This window comes from Niveispirillum cyanobacteriorum (genome assembly GCF_002868735.1).
Lineage (GTDB): Bacteria > Pseudomonadota > Alphaproteobacteria > Azospirillales > Azospirillaceae > Niveispirillum > Niveispirillum cyanobacteriorum.
The window spans coordinates 162,604-179,314 of record NZ_CP025613.1; the positions used below are offsets into that span (position 1 = coordinate 162,604).

Here is a 16,711-nt window from a genome sequence, read left to right on the forward strand (position 1 = left end):
GAGTTCATAACTACCGAGAACAAGTAGGTATTAGGGAGGGTGACGCTAGAGGAGCGAACGCGATGCAGTTCGAGTGGGACCCTCATAAGGCGCTGATAAATCTAGAAAAACACGGTATCGACTTCGAAGACGCCATTTACATCTTTGCGGGTCCGACCCTGGAATATCCAGACACCCGCAAGGACTATGGAGAGACCCGCGTCATCGCACTTGGCACCCTGGATGGCCGCGTTCTCGTGGTCGTCTATACGGACCGGGCCGATATCAGGCGCATCATTTCGGCAAGAAAGGCTAATGACCATGAGCAGCGAACGTATCACGCGGCGCTCGCTCGGCGATCGCCGCCCGACGGTTGACTGGTCGCGCGTCGATGCGCTGACCGATGCGGATATTCAGGCGGGCATCGATGCCGATCCCGATGCCGCCCCCGTGATGGATGCGAAATGGCTGGCGAATGCCCGGTTGGTGGACCCGGATACCAAGGTGCCCGTCACCATCCGGCTTGACCGCGACATTGTCAGCTTCTTCAAGGATCATGGGAAGGGTTACCAGACCCGGATCAATCAGGTCCTGCGCGCTTTCGTTGATCACGAACGTGCCAGCCGCCGCACGGGCAATTAGCCCTCAAACCACCTCTTCCTCCGCCACCGGCCCATTGCGCATCAGGGCCGCCAGCCGGCGCAACGCCACCGTCAGCGTCTGCTGGTCGGGTGCGGCACCCAGCCCCACCCGCACATATTTCGGCGGTGGTTCCGGGGCCATGGCAAAGGCTGCACCGGGGATGACCGCCGCCCCCATCTTGCGTGCCGCTTCGGCAAAGGCGCGGTCGGTCCAATAGGGGGGCAGGGTGACCCAGGCATGGTGCCCCTGAGGGTGCGCCACCATCGACCCGATGGGCAATTCGCGCCGGGCAATCGCCTGCCGCTCCTCGGCCTCCTGCCGGATGGCGGCCAGGATCTCCTGCGCAGTCCCATCCTCAATCCACCCCGTCGCGACCGCCACTGACAAGGGTGGGGCCATCTGGGCCGTGGCGCGCAGGTGGGCGCGCACCGCCGGGATGTCGGCCCCCGTTGGGGCCACCAGATAGGCCACGCGCAGACCCGGCGTCAGGCACTTCGACAGGCTGGAAATATGCCAGACGCGTTCGGGCGCCAGGGCCGCCAGCGGCGGCGGGCCGGGATCGGCCAGCATGCCATAGGCATCATCCTCGATCAGGGTCAGGTTCAGGTCGCGCGCCACCTTCACGATGGCCTGACGCCGCTCCAGCGGCATGGTGGTGCAGGTCGGGTTATGGATGGTAGGGATCAGATAGACGATCTTTGATTCCGCACTGCGCGCCACCGCACTCAACGCTTCCGGTACGATGCCCATGCTATCGGTCTGGACCGGCGTCACATACAGGCCGCGCAACTGTGTTGCCATGCGAAACCCGGTATAGGTGAACGGGTCCGTCATGACGTCGGTGCCCCAGCCGCCCAGCATGGTCAACAGCGCCGACAGGCAGGCCTGCGCGCCGCCCGTGACCAGCACCCTGCCGACATCCAGGTCGGGGATGCGCGCCGACAGCCATTTCGCCCCCGCCCGCCGGTCACCATCGCCGCCGCCGCTGGGCTGGTAATTCAGCAGGCTGGACAGGTCGGGCCGCCGCGTCAGCCCCGCCATGGCCCGGCCCAGCCGCAGCGCCAGATTGGCGCTGGCCGGCTGTGGCGGCAGGTTCATGGACAGGTCCAGTTCCACTTTGGTGCGCTGCGGGTTCACGGCATCGGCCACATAGGTCCCGCGCCCCACCACCGCCTCCACCAAGCCCCGCGCCCGTGCATCGGCATAGGCGCGCGTCACCGTCGTCAGGTCCACGCCCAAGGCGTCCGCCAGCTTGCGGTGCGGTGGCAGTCGCATGCCGGGTGTCAGGGCGCCCGATGCGATATCGATGGCGATGGCATCGGCAATGGCGCGGTACAGCGCCCCGCCCGGCGGCAGCGTCGGCGGAACCCAATCAGCCATCAGCCCTGTCCATCCCCATCGTCATCCAGCCGCCCCTGCTCCGCCTTGTTCATATACTGGGCACAGACCAGCCAGCCCTTCAATGGCCGCAGCAACGCCATCACTGACAGCATCGACACAGGCAAGGTCGTGAACAGATGCACCCAATAGGGCGCCTGGAACGCCAGCTCCTGCCACACCGCAAATCCCGTCAGCGGGAAGCTGACAATGGACATGGTGAAAAAGGCCGGCCCGTCCGCCGGATCGGCAAAGGACAGGTCCAACCCGCAATGTGAGCAATTCTTGGCCAGCGCCAGATAGCCCGCGAAGATTTTCCCCTGCCGGCAATGCGGGCACAACCCTCGGATGCCCAGCCCGAACGGGGTGGTGGAAAAGTCGATCTTCTTATGGGTGGCCATGATGCGGCACCTCCATATTGTATGGCCATACAATCAGCATTGTATGGTGTCTCAAGTATCCATACGCTTACCTCTCCGATGAGTCCCAGGTCAGCTTGTCGCAGGCCCAAAGAAAAACCCCGGCTCCTTGCGGAACCGGGGTCCAAACATTCGACCTGATCGCCCCCTCACCCAGCGGCCACCAACGCATCTACCGCCCGATCCAGCCCAACCCGCCAGTCCGGCAGATGCGCGCCTGGCAGTGCCAGATAGCGGCTGCAATCCAGCACGGAATTAGCCGGGCGCTTGGCCGGTGTGGGATATTCCGCTGTCGAAATGGGTTTCACCACCGGTATGGGCCGGCCATGGCGGGCGGCACTGGCAAACACGGCCTCGGCAAAAGCATGCCAGTTCGTGGGTTCCGCACCCCCGAAATGATAGATGCCATGGGCGCTGCCATCGGCCACGAACGGCGCCATCAACAGGATGGCATCGGCGATATCATGGGCCGCCGTGGGCCGCCCCCGCTGATCCGCCACCACCCGCAATTCTGGCCGGTCGGCGCCCAGGCGCAGCATGGTCCGCACGAAATTGGCGCCGTAGGGGCTGAAAACCCAGCTTGTCCGCAATGTGGCATTGCGTGCCTTACCCAGTTCTGCAATCGAAAGTTCGCCAGCCAGCTTGGAGGCTCCATACACTCCCAACGGTCCGGTGGCGTCATCCTCCCGCCAGGGCCGGTCGCCGCCGCCTTCAAAAACATAGTCGGTGGAGACATGGATGAAGGGAATGTCGGCCTGTCTTGCCGCCGCCGCGATATGGCGGGTACCGTCACGATTAACCGCAAAGGCTTGATCCGGCTCGCTTTCCGCCTTGTCCACGGCGGTATAGGCGGCGGCATTGACGATCAGGTCCGGCTTGTGCGCCGCGATGGCACCGGCAACCGCGGCCTCATCGGCAATGGACAGGCTTTCCCGGCCCAGGCAGGTCACCCGATGACCCGTCTTCGTGCCCTGATCCTGCATGGCAAGCGCCAGCTGCCCACCCCGGCCAAACACCAAAATATGCATGAAAATCAAGCCCCTGCTTCGCGCAGGATCTTCATCAGATACTGCCCGTACTCATTCTTCATCATGGGCTTGGCCAGCTTCTCCACCTGCTCCGCCCCGATCCACCCGCGCCGATACGCGATCTCTTCCGGGCAACAGATCTTCAGGCCCTGGCGCTTTTCCACCGTCTGCACAAAGTGCGTGGCCTCGACCAGGCTGTCATGGGTCCCGGTATCCAGCCAGGCATAGCCCCGGCCCATCCGTTCCACCATCAGCTTGCCCTGCTGGAGGTAGACATTGTTGACGTCGGTGATTTCCAGCTCACCACGCGGTGACGGCTTGATGGTTGCCGCGATGTCCACGACCGAATTATCGTAGAAATACAAGCCTGTAACGGCATAATTCGACTTGGGCGCCTTGGGCTTTTCCTCGATGGTCAGGGCGTTGCCCGTGGCATCGAAGCTGACCACGCCATATCGTTCCGGGTCGTTAACGTGATAGGCGAAGACTGTGGCGCCGCTATCCCGGCTATCGGCATTGGCCAGCAAGGCCTCAAACCCGTCGCCGTAGAAAATGTTGTCGCCCAGCACCAGTGCTGCCGGATCATTACCGACAAAGCCACGCCCGATGATGAAAGCCTGTGCCAGCCCGTCGGGGCTGGGCTGCACCGCATAGGACAGGTTCAGGCCCCATTGGCTGCCGTCACCCAGCAGATGGCTGAACTGCGGCAGGTCATGCGGCGTGCTGATCACCAGGATATCGGTAATGCCGGCCAGCATCAGGGCTGACAGGGGGTAATAAATCATCGGCTTGTCATAGACGGGAAGCAGCTGCTTCGAGACGCCCATGGTAATGGGGTACAGTCTTGTGCCAGACCCGCCTGCCAGAATGATGCCTTTACGCTTGGCCATTATTTTTTCCCCTCACCCCGGCGCTTGTGGGCTTCTTCCCGTAGCGGGCCCCACCACCATTCATTATCCAGATACCAGCGCACGGTCTTCTCCAGACCCGTCTCGAAGCTTTCCTTCGGCTCCCAGCCAAGGTCCGTGCGGATCTTGGTAGCGTCGATGGCATAGCGGTGATCGTGGCCGGGCCGGTCCTTCACGAAGGTGATCAGGTCGCGGCGAGGGGTTCCGTCGGGGCGCAGACTGTCCAGGATGTCGCAGATGCGCTCCACGACCTCCAGGTTGGTCTTCTCGTTATTGCCACCGATATTGAACCGTTCACCCACGGGACCGCGCGTCAGCACCTCCCACAGGGCGCTGGCATGGTCTTCCACGAACAGCCAGTCGCGCACATTGTCGCCCTTGCCATAGACGGGCAGGGGACGGCGCTCCAGGGCGTTCAGGATGACCAGCGGGATCAGCTTTTCCGGGAAGTGGAAAGGCCCGTAATTGTTCGAACAATTGGTCAGAACGACGGGCAGCCCATAGGTGTGATGCCAGGCATCAACCAGATGGTCACTCGACGCCTTGGACGCCGAATAAGGCGAACGCGGCGCATAGGGCGTGGTCTCGGTGAAGAAACCTTCTTCACCCAGCGACCCGAACACCTCGTCCGTGGAGACATGGTGGAAGCGGAAATCCGCCTTCTTCTGCCCGTTCAGACCCTGCCAGTAGTCGCGCGCCGCCGACAGCAGCACGCCCGTGCCCACGACATTTGTCTGGATGAAGGCGTCGGGGCCGTCGATGGACCGGTCGACATGGCTTTCGGCGGCCAGATGGACGATGGCGTCGGGCTGATACTTCGCGAAAATCGCATCGATTGCGGAACGATCGCAGATATCTGCCTTTTCAAAATGGTAAAGCGGGCTATCCTTGACCGACTTCACATTCTCAGGATTCGCGGCATAGGTCAGCTTGTCGATATTGACGACGGCGCAACCCTTCTCGCCCACCACATAACGGATGAAGGCGGAACCGATGAAGCCGGCGCCCCCGGTAACGAGGATCAGTTTGGGGGAAAGCATGGTCATTCCAGGGCTCTCGGATCGTCGGTTCAGAAAATGGGCGGCAGATCGGCCAGACGCGGCAGCTTCATGTCCTTATCGGACAGGATCAGCTTTTCCGCCGGAAACGGCCATTCGATGCCCAGGTCGGGATCGTTCCAGATGATGCCGCCATCATCGGCCGGGCTGTAATAGTCGGTCACCTTGTACACGAACTCCGTATCCGGCCGCAGCGTGCAGAAGGCATGCGCGAAGCCGGCGGGGATCCAGAACTGCTCGCCACCCTCGGCGGTCAGTTCCACAGCCACATGCCGTCCGAAGGTGGCGGAACCATGGCGCATATCGACGGCCACATCCAGAACCGCACCCGCGACCACCCGCACCAGTTTGCCCTGCGCCGTTGGCGGGCGCTGGAAATGCAGGCCGCGCAGCGTGCCGGCATCGCGCGACAGGGAGTGATTGTCCTGCACGAATTCCACGTCCGCACCCACCAACTCCTTGAAGCGGCGGCGGCTGTAGGTTTCGGCGAAATAGCCGCGATGGTCGCCGAAGCGCGCCGGCTTCAGCAATGCGAGGCCGTCAATATCGAAGCGGGTGACTTGCATGGGATCGGATCCGGCGAAGGGAAAGACAAGGGGTTCAGAATAACAGAGCCATCGCGACCGCCCCTTCGCCCCAGGGCACGGTTCGGGACGGGTCCCTTATGCACGTTTCACCGTTATCAGGCAATGGTAACGGGGGCGGGGCCGCCAAGCGGCTTGCGCCCAAGCCCCCCTCCATGATCCCCTGGGGACCAGTTTCTGACGGGGGCAATGATGCGGGTTCCGTTTTGGCTACTGTTGGGTGGGGTGCTGGCGCTGGCTGGTGTGCCCGGACAGGCCCAGACGTTGGTCCATTGCGCCGAAGCCGCCCCTGACAGCCTGAACCCGCAATACTCCACATCGGGCAACTCTTACGACATCGCCCAGCAGCTCTATGAAAAGCTGGTGAATGTGCAGCGCGGCTCCTTGGAACTGGAACCGCAACTGGCAACAGGCTGGGAACTGGCGGATGAGGGGCGGACGGTGATCTTCACCCTGCGCCAAGGCGTAAAATGGCACCGGTCCAAGCTGTTTACCCCGACCCGTGATTTCAACGCCGACGATGTCCTCTTCACCTTTGCCCGGCAGATGGACAAGAACCATCCCTATAATGCTGTTTCCGGCGGCAAGGTCTATGCGCCCTTTCATAATCTGGGCCTATCGACCAACCTTGTGGCCGTAGAGAAGCTGGAACCCTACAAGGTGCGGTTCCGCCTGAAGGAACCTGATGCAGGCCTGCTGCGCGCCCTGACCAGTCAGGCCATGTCGATGCAATCCGCCGAATATGCCGAGGCCATGCTGAAGGCAGGAACGCCGGAGAAGGTAGACTTGGAGCCAATCGGTACGGCCCCGTTCCAATTGGTCCGGCACCTGTTGGATACGGAGGTGCGGATGCGCGCCAACAAGGAATATTGGCGCGGCGCCCCGCCATTGACCCAACTGGTCTTCGTCATCGCACCCGATGCCACCGTCCGCTATGCCAAGCTGAAGGCAGGCGAGTGCCATACCATGACCTATCCCAACCCCGCCGACCTGGGCCGCATGCGCCAGGATCCGATTGTACGGATTGTAGGGGTGGAGGCCATGTCCGTCGGCTATGTCGCCATGAACATGGCGAAGAAGCCGTTTGACGATCTGCGGGTGCGCATGGCGGTTAATCTGGCGGTCGATAAGAAGGCGATCCTGGATCAGGCCTATATGGGCACCGCCAAGGCGGCGACCACGCCCATCCCCATCGGCCATTGGGCCCATGATGACAGCGTCCAGGACCTGCCCCATGATCCCGCCAAGGCCCGGGCGCTGCTGGCCGAGGCTGGGCTGAAGGAAGGGTTTGAGACCGAACTGTGGACCATGCCGGTGGTCCGCCCCTATAACCCAGCGCCCCGTCGCATCGCGGAAATGATGCAGGCCGATCTGGCCAAGGTGGGGATCAAGGCGAAGATCGTCACCTATGAATGGGGCGAATATGTCCGCCGGGTTCGTTTCGGTGAGGCACCGATGGCTCAATATGGCTGGTCCAATGATGAGGTGGACCGGTTCATGTCCGACCTTCTATCCTGTGAGGCGGCCAAGCCGGGCAATGGCAATCTGGCTCGCTGGTGCGATCCAGAAATGGATCGCCTGATCAATGCCGCCCGCCGCACCAGTGATCAGGCTGCGCGGCGCGGCTACTATATCCAGGCGCAGGCCATCTTCCGTAAGACCATGCCATGGCTGCCCGTCGCCCACCCGCATGTCTATGTGGCTCTACGTCCCGAAGTCATTGATTTCCGGGCCTCCCCCTCCACCCGGCTGGATTTCTATGGGGTCGGGCTGAAGCAGCCCTGAATGAAAAAGGCCGCGCCGGTTGCCCGGCGCGGCCTTTTCGTCCCAACCCTTCCGGGATCAGAACTTGGACGTGATTTCAACGCCGTAGAAGGGCGCTTCGTTCACGATACCGGTCAGATTGTTGAAGTCGATGGCGCCTTCCAGCGACTTCTCATTCGTGATGTTGCGGCCGAACACCGCCACCCCGAACTTCTCATCATCCGACACGTAACCGAGCTTCAGACCCCCTTCCAGCTTGCTGTCGGAGTAGAATTCCTTCGACGTATACAGGAAGAAATTGACCTTGGAGCGGTAGTTCCAGTCCGTGAAGACATAGACCTCACCCGACGACACCGGGATGCCATAACGGGCCGTGGCCGACAGGATCCATTTGGGCGCGTTGGGGAAGGAATTGCCGTCCAACTGGGCGAAGCCGTTCACCACCGGGTCGGTAACGGTGCAGCCGCCGCCGCAGACGGGGATGCGCAGGGTCTTGTCCTGGATCTCCGTGTGGTTATAGGACAAGCCACCGGTCAGCAGCAGGTTATCGGTCGGCAGCAGTTCCAGTTCCGCCTCGAAACCATAGCCCTCGCCACCATCAGCATTGATCAGCGTATTGTTGTTCGACGAACCGCCAACGGCCGTGAACTGCTGATTATTGATGTCGGTATAGAAGGCGGTGACATTCAGGCGGGCTTTGCGCTCCCAGAAGTTCGACTTGATGCCGGCCTCATAGGACATCAGCGTCTCGGCCTTGGCGATGGAGAGGGCGTCGCGGTTGATGTTCGGACCGAAATAGAACAGCGGACGGCTCTGGATCGACGGCGCGCGATAGCCATTGGCGACGCGCGTGAAGAGGTTGATATCGTCGGTCGCCTTGTAGGTCAGGGCAACATCCCAGGTCACCTGCCCATCGGACAGGCTGGCGCCGCCCGTGGTGGAGCCCGGCACGCCCGGCATGGTGCGGACGACGGAGAAGTCCTTCTCTTCGTCATTGTACCGCACGCCACCTGTCAGCACGACCTGTTCCGTCAGGTCGTAGGACGCCTGGCCGAACACGGCCCAGGTCTTGGTTTCCTGCCGGCTGTCGGTGAAGACGAAGATGTTGCGCGGGTCAGACGCGTTGCCATAGGCATAGCCATAGGCGGTCACGTCTTCGTTGAAATAGAACAGACCGGTCTGCCAGCGGAACCGCTCGCCATCGGCATTCGACAGGCGCAGTTCCTGCGTCCACTGCGCATGGTCGGGCAGGGCGTCCGCCGTCTCGCTGTCGAACGGTACGAAGCCGGGACCACGACCGGCCACACCGCCATCAATATCGCCACGCGTGTAGACGTCCGCCGTTTCATAGCCGGTGATGGAGGTCAGCAGCAGACCGTCGAAATCATACTCCAGCTTCAGGCTGCCGCCTTGGCTGGACACGTCCAGATCGTTCTGGCCGTTCTGGAAGACGGCATTGCGCGAGAAGGTGGAGGACAGGTTGTTGCTGCCCTTGGTGATGGCGTTGGCCACAAACACGCGGGCAGAGCCGTCCAGATCACGCGCATGGGCATTGAACAATGCCGTCAGCGGGCCCTTCTCATACATCAACTGCAGGCGGGCGGCCGTTTCGGAGAAGCCGCCGATGGCGTCCTTCTCACCGGTGAAGGTGTTGTCGATGAAATTGTCCTTGCGGTCATACTTCATGGACAGGCGGGCCGACAGCACGCCGTCGATCAGCGCACCACCGACGGCACCTTCGGCCCCGATGGTGTTCTTGCGGCCATAGGAGGCGGACAGATAGCCCTCAGTCTCCTGGGTCGGCTTCTTGGAGACGAAGCTGATCGTGCCGGCCGGCGTATTGCGGCCGAACAGCGTGCCCTGCGGCCCGCGCAGCACTTCCACCCGCTCGGTGTCGAAGATGGGGAAGCCGCGCAGCAGCGGGTTTTCCTGCACCACCTCGTCGATCACCAGACCGACGGGCTGGGTCGAGTTCAGGTCGAAATCGCTGTTGCCCAGGCCGCGGATATAAAAGCGCGGGAAGGTGCGGGCGAAGGTCGATTCGGCGTACAGGCTGGGAACCTGGGCCGACAGGGCCAACAGGTCGACGCCGCCGGACATGACGGACGTCAGCTTGTCGTCGCTGATCGTGCCGACAGACACGGGAACCTGCTGCTGGTTCTCGGCGCGCTTGGTGGCGGTGACGATGATTTCGTCCAGTACGGCCTGGGCGCTGGCGGCGGGTGCCGCGGCGGACAGCGCCAGAAGGCTGACGGCACCGGCCAGCAGACGGAGTTGAGACGGATTGCCTTTACGCATTATGGAATGCCCCCTTCAGAGCCTGATTGCGGCGGTCATGGCGCCGGCGTCGATTCCTGGTCCGAAACGCCGCCCCTTCGTTCATGCCCGAGGGGCGTTCGTCGTAATTGCGCACAGAAATACCCGCCCGGGTCACCCCGGCCGGGTTGATCAATCATTTGCTGCGTTACAACATGAAGTGCTGAATGACGCCGATCAAGATCGTGCACCGCGCAACTGTGACGTTACCATGACGGTGATGCAGTTATGGCACAGACTGGCAAGTAACGAATGAAATATGACAGTTCTGTGACATGTTTTTTCCGCATATCGCGGCGCACCAAACTTGCGATCCAACGATCGTTAGAATCGGACGGATTCCGTCACGGGCGCCAAAAAGGACACGAGTATGGAAATCACTTTCTTCCCAATGACAGCGCTGATATAGCCACAATGTTGCAAAGACGCGGATCAACGCGCTTCCGACAACGTTGTCCGATGGGAGGACGGTAGTATGACGCCAGCCCAGCTCAGTGTCGTATTCTTTCTGCAACTTGCCGTGATTATCGTGGCCTGCCGGGGTGTGGGTTGGCTTGCCAAGCGCTATCTGGGCCAGCCGCAGGTGGTGGGTGAGATGATCGCCGGCGTGATCCTGGGGCCGTCGCTGCTGGGATTGCTGGCACCGGATATCCAGGGGCTGCTGTTCCCCAAGGAATCGAAAGGCGTGCTGTTCGTGGGTGCGCAGTTCGGTGTCGGGCTCTATATGTTCCTGGTGGGGCTTGGCTTCCGGGGTGATCATTTCAAGTCTAACGCGGTCAGTGCCGCTGCCGTTTCGTTGTCGGGCATGGCGGCACCTTTCCTGCTGGCCGTTCTGATCACGCCCTGGTTGATGAGCCATGGCTTGTTCAACGAGGCGCTGACCCTGCCGCAGACGACCTTGTTCATGGGCGCCTGCATCGCCATCACGGCCTTCCCCATGCTGGCACGCATCATTCATGAACGCGGTCTGTCGGGCACCCCCCTGGGTACCTTGTCGCTATCGGCGGGTGCGATTGATGATGCCGGGGCCTGGACGGTGCTGGCCATCGTGCTGGCGACATTCGGCGATGGCCCCATGGTGGCGGTGAAGGCCATTGGTGGCGGCCTTGCCTTTGCGATCTTCATGCTGACCCTCGGGCCCCGTCTGCTGGCCCCGCTTGGACGTAAGGCCGAACGCGAAGGAAAGGTCAGCCAGACAACACTGGGCATCGTGTTGATCCTATTCCTGCTGTCGGCCTGGGCCATGGATGCCGCCGGTATCCATGCCGTGTTCGGCGGCTTCCTGCTGGGCTGCGTGATCCCGCGTGGTGTGCTGGCCACCGAACTGCGCAAACAGCTGGAGCCGTTCGCCGTTGTTGTGCTGCTGCCGATGTTCTTCACCTATTCCGGCCTGCATACGCAACTGACGCTGGTCGATAATATAGGGCTGGTGCTGGTGACGCTGGGCATCCTGGCGGCGTCCATCCTGGCCAAGGGCGGGGCCTGCTGGGCCGCCGCCCGCCTGACGGGGCAGGACAATGCCACCGCCATGGGTATCGGCGCCCTGATGAACGCCCGTGGGCTGATGGAACTGATCATCATCAATATCGGATTGCAGAAGGGCATTATCGGCCCGGCCCTGTTCTCCATGCTGGTCGTGATGGCGATTGTAACTACCCTCATGGCCTCACCCCTGTTTGAACTGGTCTATGGTCGCAAGGCCCGGGCGCGTGGCCAGCTGGGTGCGCTGAATGAGCAGGACAGCGATTTCGCAGAGGTTCGCGAGGCCCGCTGACCGACAGAGCTCTGCGGTCTGTGAAACCCGGCGTCCGAAAGGGCGCCGGGTTTTTGCTTTTGGGTGCTCCGTGCCGCCAAGCTCCGCTTACTGATCATAACTAGATATATCTGATATGCATCGAAGCTATCTGGACAAATCTCCGTCGGAAGATCAAATCAGATATATCGAAACACAGTCCGATAGAGGAGGGGCCCATGAGGGGGTTCTTTTTTGGCCGGGGCGGCCATGGTGGCGGCTTTGGCCGCGATGGGGATGATGAAGATTTCCGGGGCTTTGGCCGTGGCGGTGGTGGTCGTCATGGCGGTCGCGGCGGGCCGGGTGGCCGGGGCTTCGGGCATGGCGGTCTGCGCCTGGTGCTGCTGCGGCTCATCGCCGACAAGCCCAGCCACGGCTATGAGTTGATCAAGGAGATTGAGGAGCGGTCGCAGGGCCACTACACGCCGTCGCCCGGCGTCATCTATCCCGCCCTGTCCTGGCTGGAGGATGGTGGCTTCATCACTATTGAGGCGGGGGAGGATGCACGCAAGCAGGCCCGCATCACACCGGCGGGCGAAACCTATCTGCGTGAGCAGGCGGATGAGGTACAGCGGCTGTTCGCCCTGATGCAGGCGGTTGCAGAGGAACGCGGCGGTGGGCCGGAATATGCGCCCCTGTTCCGCGCCATGCACAATCTGAAGGCCGCCCTGCGCACCCGCGCCCTGCGGCCCCTGTCCAAGACCGAGATCGAAACCATCGTCGACTGGATCGACGAACTGGCCCGCAAGATTGAAAGGCTGTGAGCATGGCACCTGATATCGACAGCCCCACCCGTAGCGTACAGCGCCATCGGTTTGAAACGCGCCGCCGTGATCTGACGGTGACCGGGCGTGAGCAACTGACCCCGCACATGGTGCGTCTGACTGTCGCCGGCGATCTTTCGGGATTCCAGTCGCTGGGCTTTGACGATCATGTGAAGCTGTTCTTTCCCGATCCTGTCACGGGTTCCTATGAGGTGGCGGAAGGGGCCAAGCCGCTGGCCCGTGATTATACACCCCGCCGTTTCGATGTCGCGAAAGGCACGCTGGTGCTTGATTTCGCCCTGCATGGGGTGGCAGAGGGCCTGGCAGGCCCGGCCACCCTCTGGGCACACAGGGCGCAGGTCGGTGACCGGCTCGTGATCGGGGGCCCGCGCGGTTCCAGCGTGTGGCCGGTCGATTTCGACCTGCACCTGCTGATCGGTGATGATACGGCCCTTCCCGCCATCGGGCGGCGGCTGGAGGAACTGCCGGACGGCGTTCGTGCCCTGGTACTGGTAGAGGTGGACAGTCCGGAGGATCGCCTGCCCCTGACCAGCAGGGCCGAAATCACCATCCATTGGCTGTTTCGCCACCTGGCCCATGGCGGGCGCGATCTGCTGTCGGCGGTGGCGGGCCTGCGTCTGCCGCATCAGGATGTTTTCGCCTGGGTGGCGGGGGAAGCGCGGCAGACGCGCCTGATCCGTGACGCGCTGCTGAACCGTCACGGGCTCGACCCGCAATGGGTCAAGGCGTCAGGTTATTGGCAGCAGGGGGAGGCCGGCGCCCATACGCGGATCGAGTGAGGGCAGACGCCCTCATTCTCTGCGCTGGCGGGCGACGGCGGCAATGGCCAAGGCCACACCCACATGGGCGGCTATGTCGGTGACGGAGAACAGCCCGTCCCAGCGCGGGAAAATGCCTGGCCAGCGCAGGGGCAGGACCACCAGATACATCGCCCCATAAAGCGCCAGCCCATAGGCCACAGCCGCCGGCCAGCGCCAGGTCCGCAGCAACGCGATACGGTGCAGCGCCAGCACATAGACGGTGGCCATGATCAGGGCGATGCCGATGTGGGTGGCAAAGCCCAGGGCGGCTGTGGTCACGCCCCCATCGCGGGCTGCTCCACCGATCCAGCCGCTTGCCACGCCCTGCCAGACGCGCATCACGCCGATGCCACGCACGATGCCCATGATGGAGGCATAAATCCCATCAATGCTGGCCCCTGCCAGCCCGGCCATTACAATGGTCGCCGGCAGCCCCGCCCGATCCTGCATATCCCATCCCCCGTCCGGATTTTGGGGGCAATTCTAGATCCCGGTCGGTTCCAGTCATGGACCCAATTCGGGTGGAATGAAAAGGGCCGCATAGGCTTCCCTGCGCGGCCCTGGCCGTTTCCGGTCACACGAAATGGCTTATTCGTCGCGGCCCATCTGTTCTTGCAGATAGTTCTGCAGGCCCACGCTCTGGATCAGGCCCAGCTGCGTTTCCAGCCAGTCGATATGCTCCTCCGTATCCTCCAGAATGCGGCGGAAAATCTCCTTCGACTGGTAATCGCGCACGCCTTCACAATATTGCATGGCCTCGATCAGTTCGGTGCGGTTCCGGCTTTCGATGGCCAGATCGCCCTCAAGGCACTCCGGCACATCCTCACCGATATGCAGCTTGTGAAGGTTCTGCAGGTTCGGGAGCCCTTCCAGGAACAGAACGCGTTCGACCAGCAGATCGGCGTGCTTCATCTCGCCGATGCTTTCTTCATAAACCTTCTTGCCCAGACGTAGGAAACCCCAGTTCTTCAGCATGCGGGCGTGCAGGAAATACTGATTGATCGCCGTCAGCTCGTTGGTCAGGATGGTGTTGAGATGCTGGATGACGGTGGCGTCGCCTTTCATGGGAACCTTCTCAATCTTGTCGGTCGAAACGGGTTGGAAGGCATAGCGCCCACGGGACCGATACTGGCACAGCCAACCCGCTTTGTCTTCTGATAACGTATTGCAATTAAAGGAAAAAGCGACTGATAGGCAGTCGCACTCTGCCCCTAGGGAGTAACCCGCAACGATGCCAGCCCCCGTTCGTTACTTAGAAGATTTCGCACCCGGTATGGAGTTCGAATTCGGAGACCGTCTGGTCACCGCCGAGGAGGTGGTGCAGTTCGCGAAGGAGTATGACCCGCAGCCCTTCCATCTGGATGAAGAGGCGGGCAAGGCCACGCATTTCGGTGGATTGGTCGCCAGTGGCTGGCAGACAGCGGGCTTCATGATGCGCATGCTGGTGGACAATATGCTGTCCCCGGAAACCTCGCTGGGGTCGCCCGGCCTGGATGAGTTGCGCTGGCTGAAGCCCGTGCGACCTGGTGATCGGTTGCGGGTCCGCGTTCGCGTCATGGAGGTCAAGCGCTCTCGTTCCCGGCCGGAAATGGGCACCATCCGTCAGTCCACGGAAGTGCTGAATCACAAGGATGAAGTTGTTATGTCGATGTTTTCCATCGGCATGGTCCGCGCACGCGCGATACCGAAAGATTCAGCCGGTTAACTTGTTAAACCGGCCTCCTTACCTTCTACAACATGCGCATGGAGGCATGGGTTATTCCAAATGGACTAACCCGTGCCTCCGTCCCACTTCCCAAAAGGTTGGATAATCGCTTATGATGTCCCCCTGTCGGTGCAATGGGAGCCATCATGGCGCGCGAAGTGATTGATTTCTCTCCGGGTGAGTGGGTAGAGGAACTGACGCCGCCGAAGCGTCGCTTTCAGATCATGGCCGTTCACTCCAAGCCGGGCACCCCGGCACCCAACGTGGAACTGGCCGTGGATGGCAATCCCGTCCACCGGCTCAGCCTGTCTATTTTCGCGCTGGCCGACATGCACCGGTTCCGCCGCGTCCGCTGATGGATTGTGAGGGGCGGCTGCCCCTCAATCCGCCGTCACTTGCGGGCGCCGCGCACCAGGCGCCAGCCCATGCGGCCCAGATAGATGGCGATGCAGCCATAGACCACGATCTTGGACACAGGATCGACCCAGGTCTCCACCTTCTCATACTGGCTTTCCAGCAGATATCCTGCCGCCGTCAGGACCGATGTCCAGACCAGGGAGCCGATGGTGGTGAGCAGCAGAAAGGTCGGCATGCCCATTCGCGCCATGCCGGCAGGAACGGAGATCAAGGTGCGGATGGCCGGGATCAGGCGGCCCAGCAGCACGGCCTTGCGCCCGTGACGTGCGAACCAGCCGAAGGCCATTTCTACGTCGGGCGGGTCCATGGTCATGATGAAGCCAAACCGCTCCGAAAGGGCGATTACCCGGTCATGGCCCAGCACGCGGCCGATATAATACCAGGGCAGCCCGCCCAGCACTGATCCCGCCGTTCCGACCAGAACGACTAGCACCGGGTCCATCTTCCCTTGCGCCGCCAGAAACCCGCCCAGCGGCATGATCAGTTCCGACGGGATGGGTGGGAAGACATTTTCCAGGAACATCAGGATCAACAGGCCCCAATAGCCCATCTGATCGACCAGATTGAGAAGATTGTCGAACATGTTTCTTTCCGTTCACGGGCCCGCTGCCACAGGTCACGGACCCTGTACCCTATCCCTCTAACCGCCGCCAATGGCAAAACGGGGGCGCGTTCTGTCCATTGGACTCATGTTTCAACATGCATTGCCCCATGATCTAAGCCGGATGGTCTATTCCTTTGGGAGAAAAATCCGCTATCATAGGGACGTGGATAAGGCTATCCACCCATGAACCCGGTTCAGCCGGCCTCGCCTCTGGCTCGGGCGGTGGACGGCATCGGGTAACCGGTTTCGGCCTGTTTCCATCGGGAAGCATTGGCCCGCAGTTTCAGGAGAGTGGCGATGGTATTGTCCAGGCGGACGGCGGAACCCCCGAAGGTGGGGGAGTGGCTGGAGGAACTGAAGATGCCCCGGCGGCGCCTGTTGGTGCATGCCGTGCACCAGCATGCCACCCGTCCGACGCATGTGGAGTTCCTGGTGGAAGGTCGCAACAGTGACCGGCTGTCGCTGGCGCTGGAAGTGGTGCTGGACACCACTCGCTTCCGCCGTCTGGGACCCAGCCAGCACGCGGCCTGATC

At 62.0% G+C, this 16,711-nt stretch carries 19 protein-coding genes; 9 read left to right on the forward strand and 10 right to left on the reverse strand.

Annotation, left to right across the window (positions count from 1 at the left end; all coding sequences use genetic code 11):
• Positions 1-62 precede the first annotated feature (62 nt).
• Positions 63-356, forward strand: a complete 294-nt coding sequence (locus tag C0V82_RS21750) for a BrnT family toxin (protein WP_102114561.1) — start codon at positions 63-65, stop codon at positions 354-356.
• Positions 301-621: a BrnA antitoxin family protein gene (locus C0V82_RS21755; RefSeq protein WP_102114562.1), complete on the forward strand. Its 321-nt coding sequence runs from the start codon at positions 301-303 to the stop codon at positions 619-621. Before C0V82_RS21750 ends, C0V82_RS21755 begins: the two co-directional genes overlap by 56 nt.
• A gap of 3 nt (positions 622-624) precedes the next feature.
• Here the strand turns inward: C0V82_RS21755 and C0V82_RS21760 are convergent, their stop codons facing one another.
• The 6 genes from C0V82_RS21760 to rfbC all read right to left on the reverse strand — a co-directional run bounded on the left by C0V82_RS21760 (position 625) and on the right by rfbC (position 5,977).
• Positions 625-2,001, reverse strand: a complete 1,377-nt coding sequence (locus C0V82_RS21760) for an aminotransferase-like domain-containing protein (protein ID WP_102114563.1) — start codon at positions 1,999-2,001, stop codon at positions 625-627.
• Entirely contained in the window at positions 2,001-2,399 is a 399-nt protein-coding gene (locus tag C0V82_RS21765) for a DUF983 domain-containing protein (RefSeq protein ID WP_188595030.1), read from the reverse strand. The genes C0V82_RS21760 and C0V82_RS21765 overlap by 1 nt, the downstream gene beginning before the upstream one ends.
• Positions 2,400-2,566: 167 nt before the next feature.
• Entirely contained in the window at positions 2,567-3,445 is an 879-nt protein-coding gene (gene rfbD / locus C0V82_RS21770) for a dTDP-4-dehydrorhamnose reductase (protein WP_102115139.1), read from the reverse strand.
• Positions 3,446-3,450: 5 nt separating this feature from the next.
• On the reverse strand, positions 3,451-4,335 hold the full coding sequence (gene rfbA, locus C0V82_RS21775; protein WP_102114564.1) for a glucose-1-phosphate thymidylyltransferase RfbA: 885 nt from the start codon (positions 4,333-4,335) through the stop codon (positions 3,451-3,453).
• Positions 4,335-5,393 (reverse strand): dTDP-glucose 4,6-dehydratase, encoded by a 1,059-nt coding sequence (rfbB, locus tag C0V82_RS21780; RefSeq protein ID WP_102115140.1) that lies wholly within the window; start codon positions 5,391-5,393, stop codon positions 4,335-4,337. The genes rfbA and rfbB overlap by 1 nt, the downstream gene beginning before the upstream one ends.
• 29 nt (positions 5,394-5,422) lie before the next feature.
• Entirely contained in the window at positions 5,423-5,977 is a 555-nt protein-coding gene (rfbC, locus tag C0V82_RS21785; protein ID WP_102114565.1) for a dTDP-4-dehydrorhamnose 3,5-epimerase, read from the reverse strand.
• Positions 5,978-6,187: 210 nt separating this feature from the next.
• On the opposite strand from rfbC, the gene C0V82_RS21790 reads away from it, so the two are divergent.
• Positions 6,188-7,780, forward strand: coding sequence for an ABC transporter substrate-binding protein (locus tag C0V82_RS21790; RefSeq protein WP_158660131.1), 1,593 nt, complete (start codon positions 6,188-6,190; stop codon positions 7,778-7,780).
• A gap of 57 nt (positions 7,781-7,837) precedes the next feature.
• Here the strand turns inward: C0V82_RS21790 and C0V82_RS21795 are convergent, their stop codons facing one another.
• Complete coding sequence (locus C0V82_RS21795) at positions 7,838-10,057, reverse strand: TonB-dependent receptor (protein WP_102114567.1); 2,220 nt, start codon at positions 10,055-10,057, stop codon at positions 7,838-7,840.
• 493 nt (positions 10,058-10,550) lie between these two features.
• Between C0V82_RS21795 and C0V82_RS21800 the strand changes: the two genes are divergently transcribed.
• The 3 genes from C0V82_RS21800 (at position 10,551) to C0V82_RS21810 (ending at position 13,431) form a co-directional block, all read left to right on the forward strand.
• A complete protein-coding gene (locus C0V82_RS21800) occupies positions 10,551-11,849 on the forward strand; it encodes a cation:proton antiporter (RefSeq protein ID WP_102114568.1) in 1,299 nt (432 codons plus the stop codon).
• 197 nt (positions 11,850-12,046) lie between these two features.
• Positions 12,047-12,631, forward strand: a complete 585-nt coding sequence (locus C0V82_RS21805) for a PadR family transcriptional regulator (protein ID WP_102114569.1) — start codon at positions 12,047-12,049, stop codon at positions 12,629-12,631.
• A gap of 2 nt (positions 12,632-12,633) precedes the next feature.
• Positions 12,634-13,431 (forward strand): siderophore-interacting protein, encoded by a 798-nt coding sequence (locus tag C0V82_RS21810; protein ID WP_102114570.1) that lies wholly within the window; start codon positions 12,634-12,636, stop codon positions 13,429-13,431.
• 12 nt (positions 13,432-13,443) lie between these two features.
• Here the strand turns inward: C0V82_RS21810 and C0V82_RS21815 are convergent, their stop codons facing one another.
• Together C0V82_RS21815 and bfr are read right to left on the reverse strand one after the other, a co-directional pair.
• The gene (locus C0V82_RS21815; RefSeq protein WP_102114571.1) at positions 13,444-13,902 is read right to left on the reverse strand and encodes a hypothetical protein; all 459 of its coding nucleotides are present in this window, start codon (positions 13,900-13,902) and stop codon (positions 13,444-13,446) included.
• A gap of 138 nt (positions 13,903-14,040) precedes the next feature.
• Positions 14,041-14,517: a bacterioferritin gene (gene bfr, locus C0V82_RS21820; RefSeq protein WP_102114572.1), complete on the reverse strand. Its 477-nt coding sequence runs from the start codon at positions 14,515-14,517 to the stop codon at positions 14,041-14,043.
• A gap of 208 nt (positions 14,518-14,725) precedes the next feature.
• Here bfr and C0V82_RS21825 point away from each other — a divergent pair, with 208 nt between their 5' ends.
• Together C0V82_RS21825 and C0V82_RS21830 are read left to right on the forward strand one after the other, a co-directional pair.
• Positions 14,726-15,157 (forward strand): MaoC family dehydratase, encoded by a 432-nt coding sequence (locus tag C0V82_RS21825; RefSeq protein ID WP_245924300.1) that lies wholly within the window; start codon positions 14,726-14,728, stop codon positions 15,155-15,157.
• A 146-nt stretch (positions 15,158-15,303) separates the two neighbouring features.
• Positions 15,304-15,513 (forward strand): hypothetical protein, encoded by a 210-nt coding sequence (locus C0V82_RS21830; protein ID WP_156344811.1) that lies wholly within the window; start codon positions 15,304-15,306, stop codon positions 15,511-15,513.
• A 35-nt stretch (positions 15,514-15,548) separates the two neighbouring features.
• Here the strand turns inward: C0V82_RS21830 and C0V82_RS21835 are convergent, their stop codons facing one another.
• Positions 15,549-16,157, reverse strand: coding sequence for a DedA family protein (locus tag C0V82_RS21835; protein WP_102114574.1), 609 nt, complete (start codon positions 16,155-16,157; stop codon positions 15,549-15,551).
• 318 nt (positions 16,158-16,475) lie between these two features.
• On the opposite strand from C0V82_RS21835, the gene C0V82_RS21840 reads away from it, so the two are divergent.
• Entirely contained in the window at positions 16,476-16,709 is a 234-nt protein-coding gene (locus C0V82_RS21840; protein ID WP_102114575.1) for a hypothetical protein, read from the forward strand.
• Positions 16,710-16,711 lie beyond the last annotated feature (2 nt).

Bases quoted from the DNA above. Each gene is read 5' to 3' on its own strand.
- C0V82_RS21750 (WP_102114561.1), top strand. From the start codon at position 63: ATGCAGTTCGAGTGGGACCCTCATAAGGCGCTGATAAATCTAGAAAAA.
- C0V82_RS21755 (WP_102114562.1), top strand. From the start codon at position 301: ATGAGCAGCGAACGTATCACGCGGCGCTCGCTCGGCGATCGCCGCCCG.
- C0V82_RS21760 (WP_102114563.1), bottom strand. From the start codon at position 2,001: ATGGCTGATTGGGTTCCGCCGACGCTGCCGCCGGGCGGGGCGCTGTAC.
- C0V82_RS21765 (WP_188595030.1), bottom strand. From the start codon at position 2,399: ATGGCCACCCATAAGAAGATCGACTTTTCCACCACCCCGTTCGGGCTG.
- rfbD (WP_102115139.1), bottom strand. From the start codon at position 3,445: ATGCATATTTTGGTGTTTGGCCGGGGTGGGCAGCTGGCGCTTGCCATG.
- rfbA (WP_102114564.1), bottom strand. From the start codon at position 4,335: ATGGCCAAGCGTAAAGGCATCATTCTGGCAGGCGGGTCTGGCACAAGA.
- rfbB (WP_102115140.1), bottom strand. From the start codon at position 5,393: ATGCTTTCCCCCAAACTGATCCTCGTTACCGGGGGCGCCGGCTTCATC.
- rfbC (WP_102114565.1), bottom strand. From the start codon at position 5,977: ATGCAAGTCACCCGCTTCGATATTGACGGCCTCGCATTGCTGAAGCCG.
- C0V82_RS21790 (WP_158660131.1), top strand. From the start codon at position 6,188: ATGCGGGTTCCGTTTTGGCTACTGTTGGGTGGGGTGCTGGCGCTGGCT.
- C0V82_RS21795 (WP_102114567.1), bottom strand. From the start codon at position 10,057: ATGCGTAAAGGCAATCCGTCTCAACTCCGTCTGCTGGCCGGTGCCGTC.
- C0V82_RS21800 (WP_102114568.1), top strand. From the start codon at position 10,551: ATGACGCCAGCCCAGCTCAGTGTCGTATTCTTTCTGCAACTTGCCGTG.
- C0V82_RS21805 (WP_102114569.1), top strand. From the start codon at position 12,047: ATGAGGGGGTTCTTTTTTGGCCGGGGCGGCCATGGTGGCGGCTTTGGC.
- C0V82_RS21810 (WP_102114570.1), top strand. From the start codon at position 12,634: ATGGCACCTGATATCGACAGCCCCACCCGTAGCGTACAGCGCCATCGG.
- C0V82_RS21815 (WP_102114571.1), bottom strand. From the start codon at position 13,902: ATGCAGGATCGGGCGGGGCTGCCGGCGACCATTGTAATGGCCGGGCTG.
- bfr (WP_102114572.1), bottom strand. From the start codon at position 14,517: ATGAAAGGCGACGCCACCGTCATCCAGCATCTCAACACCATCCTGACC.
- C0V82_RS21825 (WP_245924300.1), top strand. From the start codon at position 14,726: ATGGAGTTCGAATTCGGAGACCGTCTGGTCACCGCCGAGGAGGTGGTG.
- C0V82_RS21830 (WP_156344811.1), top strand. From the start codon at position 15,304: ATGGCGCGCGAAGTGATTGATTTCTCTCCGGGTGAGTGGGTAGAGGAA.
- C0V82_RS21835 (WP_102114574.1), bottom strand. From the start codon at position 16,157: ATGTTCGACAATCTTCTCAATCTGGTCGATCAGATGGGCTATTGGGGC.
- C0V82_RS21840 (WP_102114575.1), top strand. From the start codon at position 16,476: ATGGTATTGTCCAGGCGGACGGCGGAACCCCCGAAGGTGGGGGAGTGG.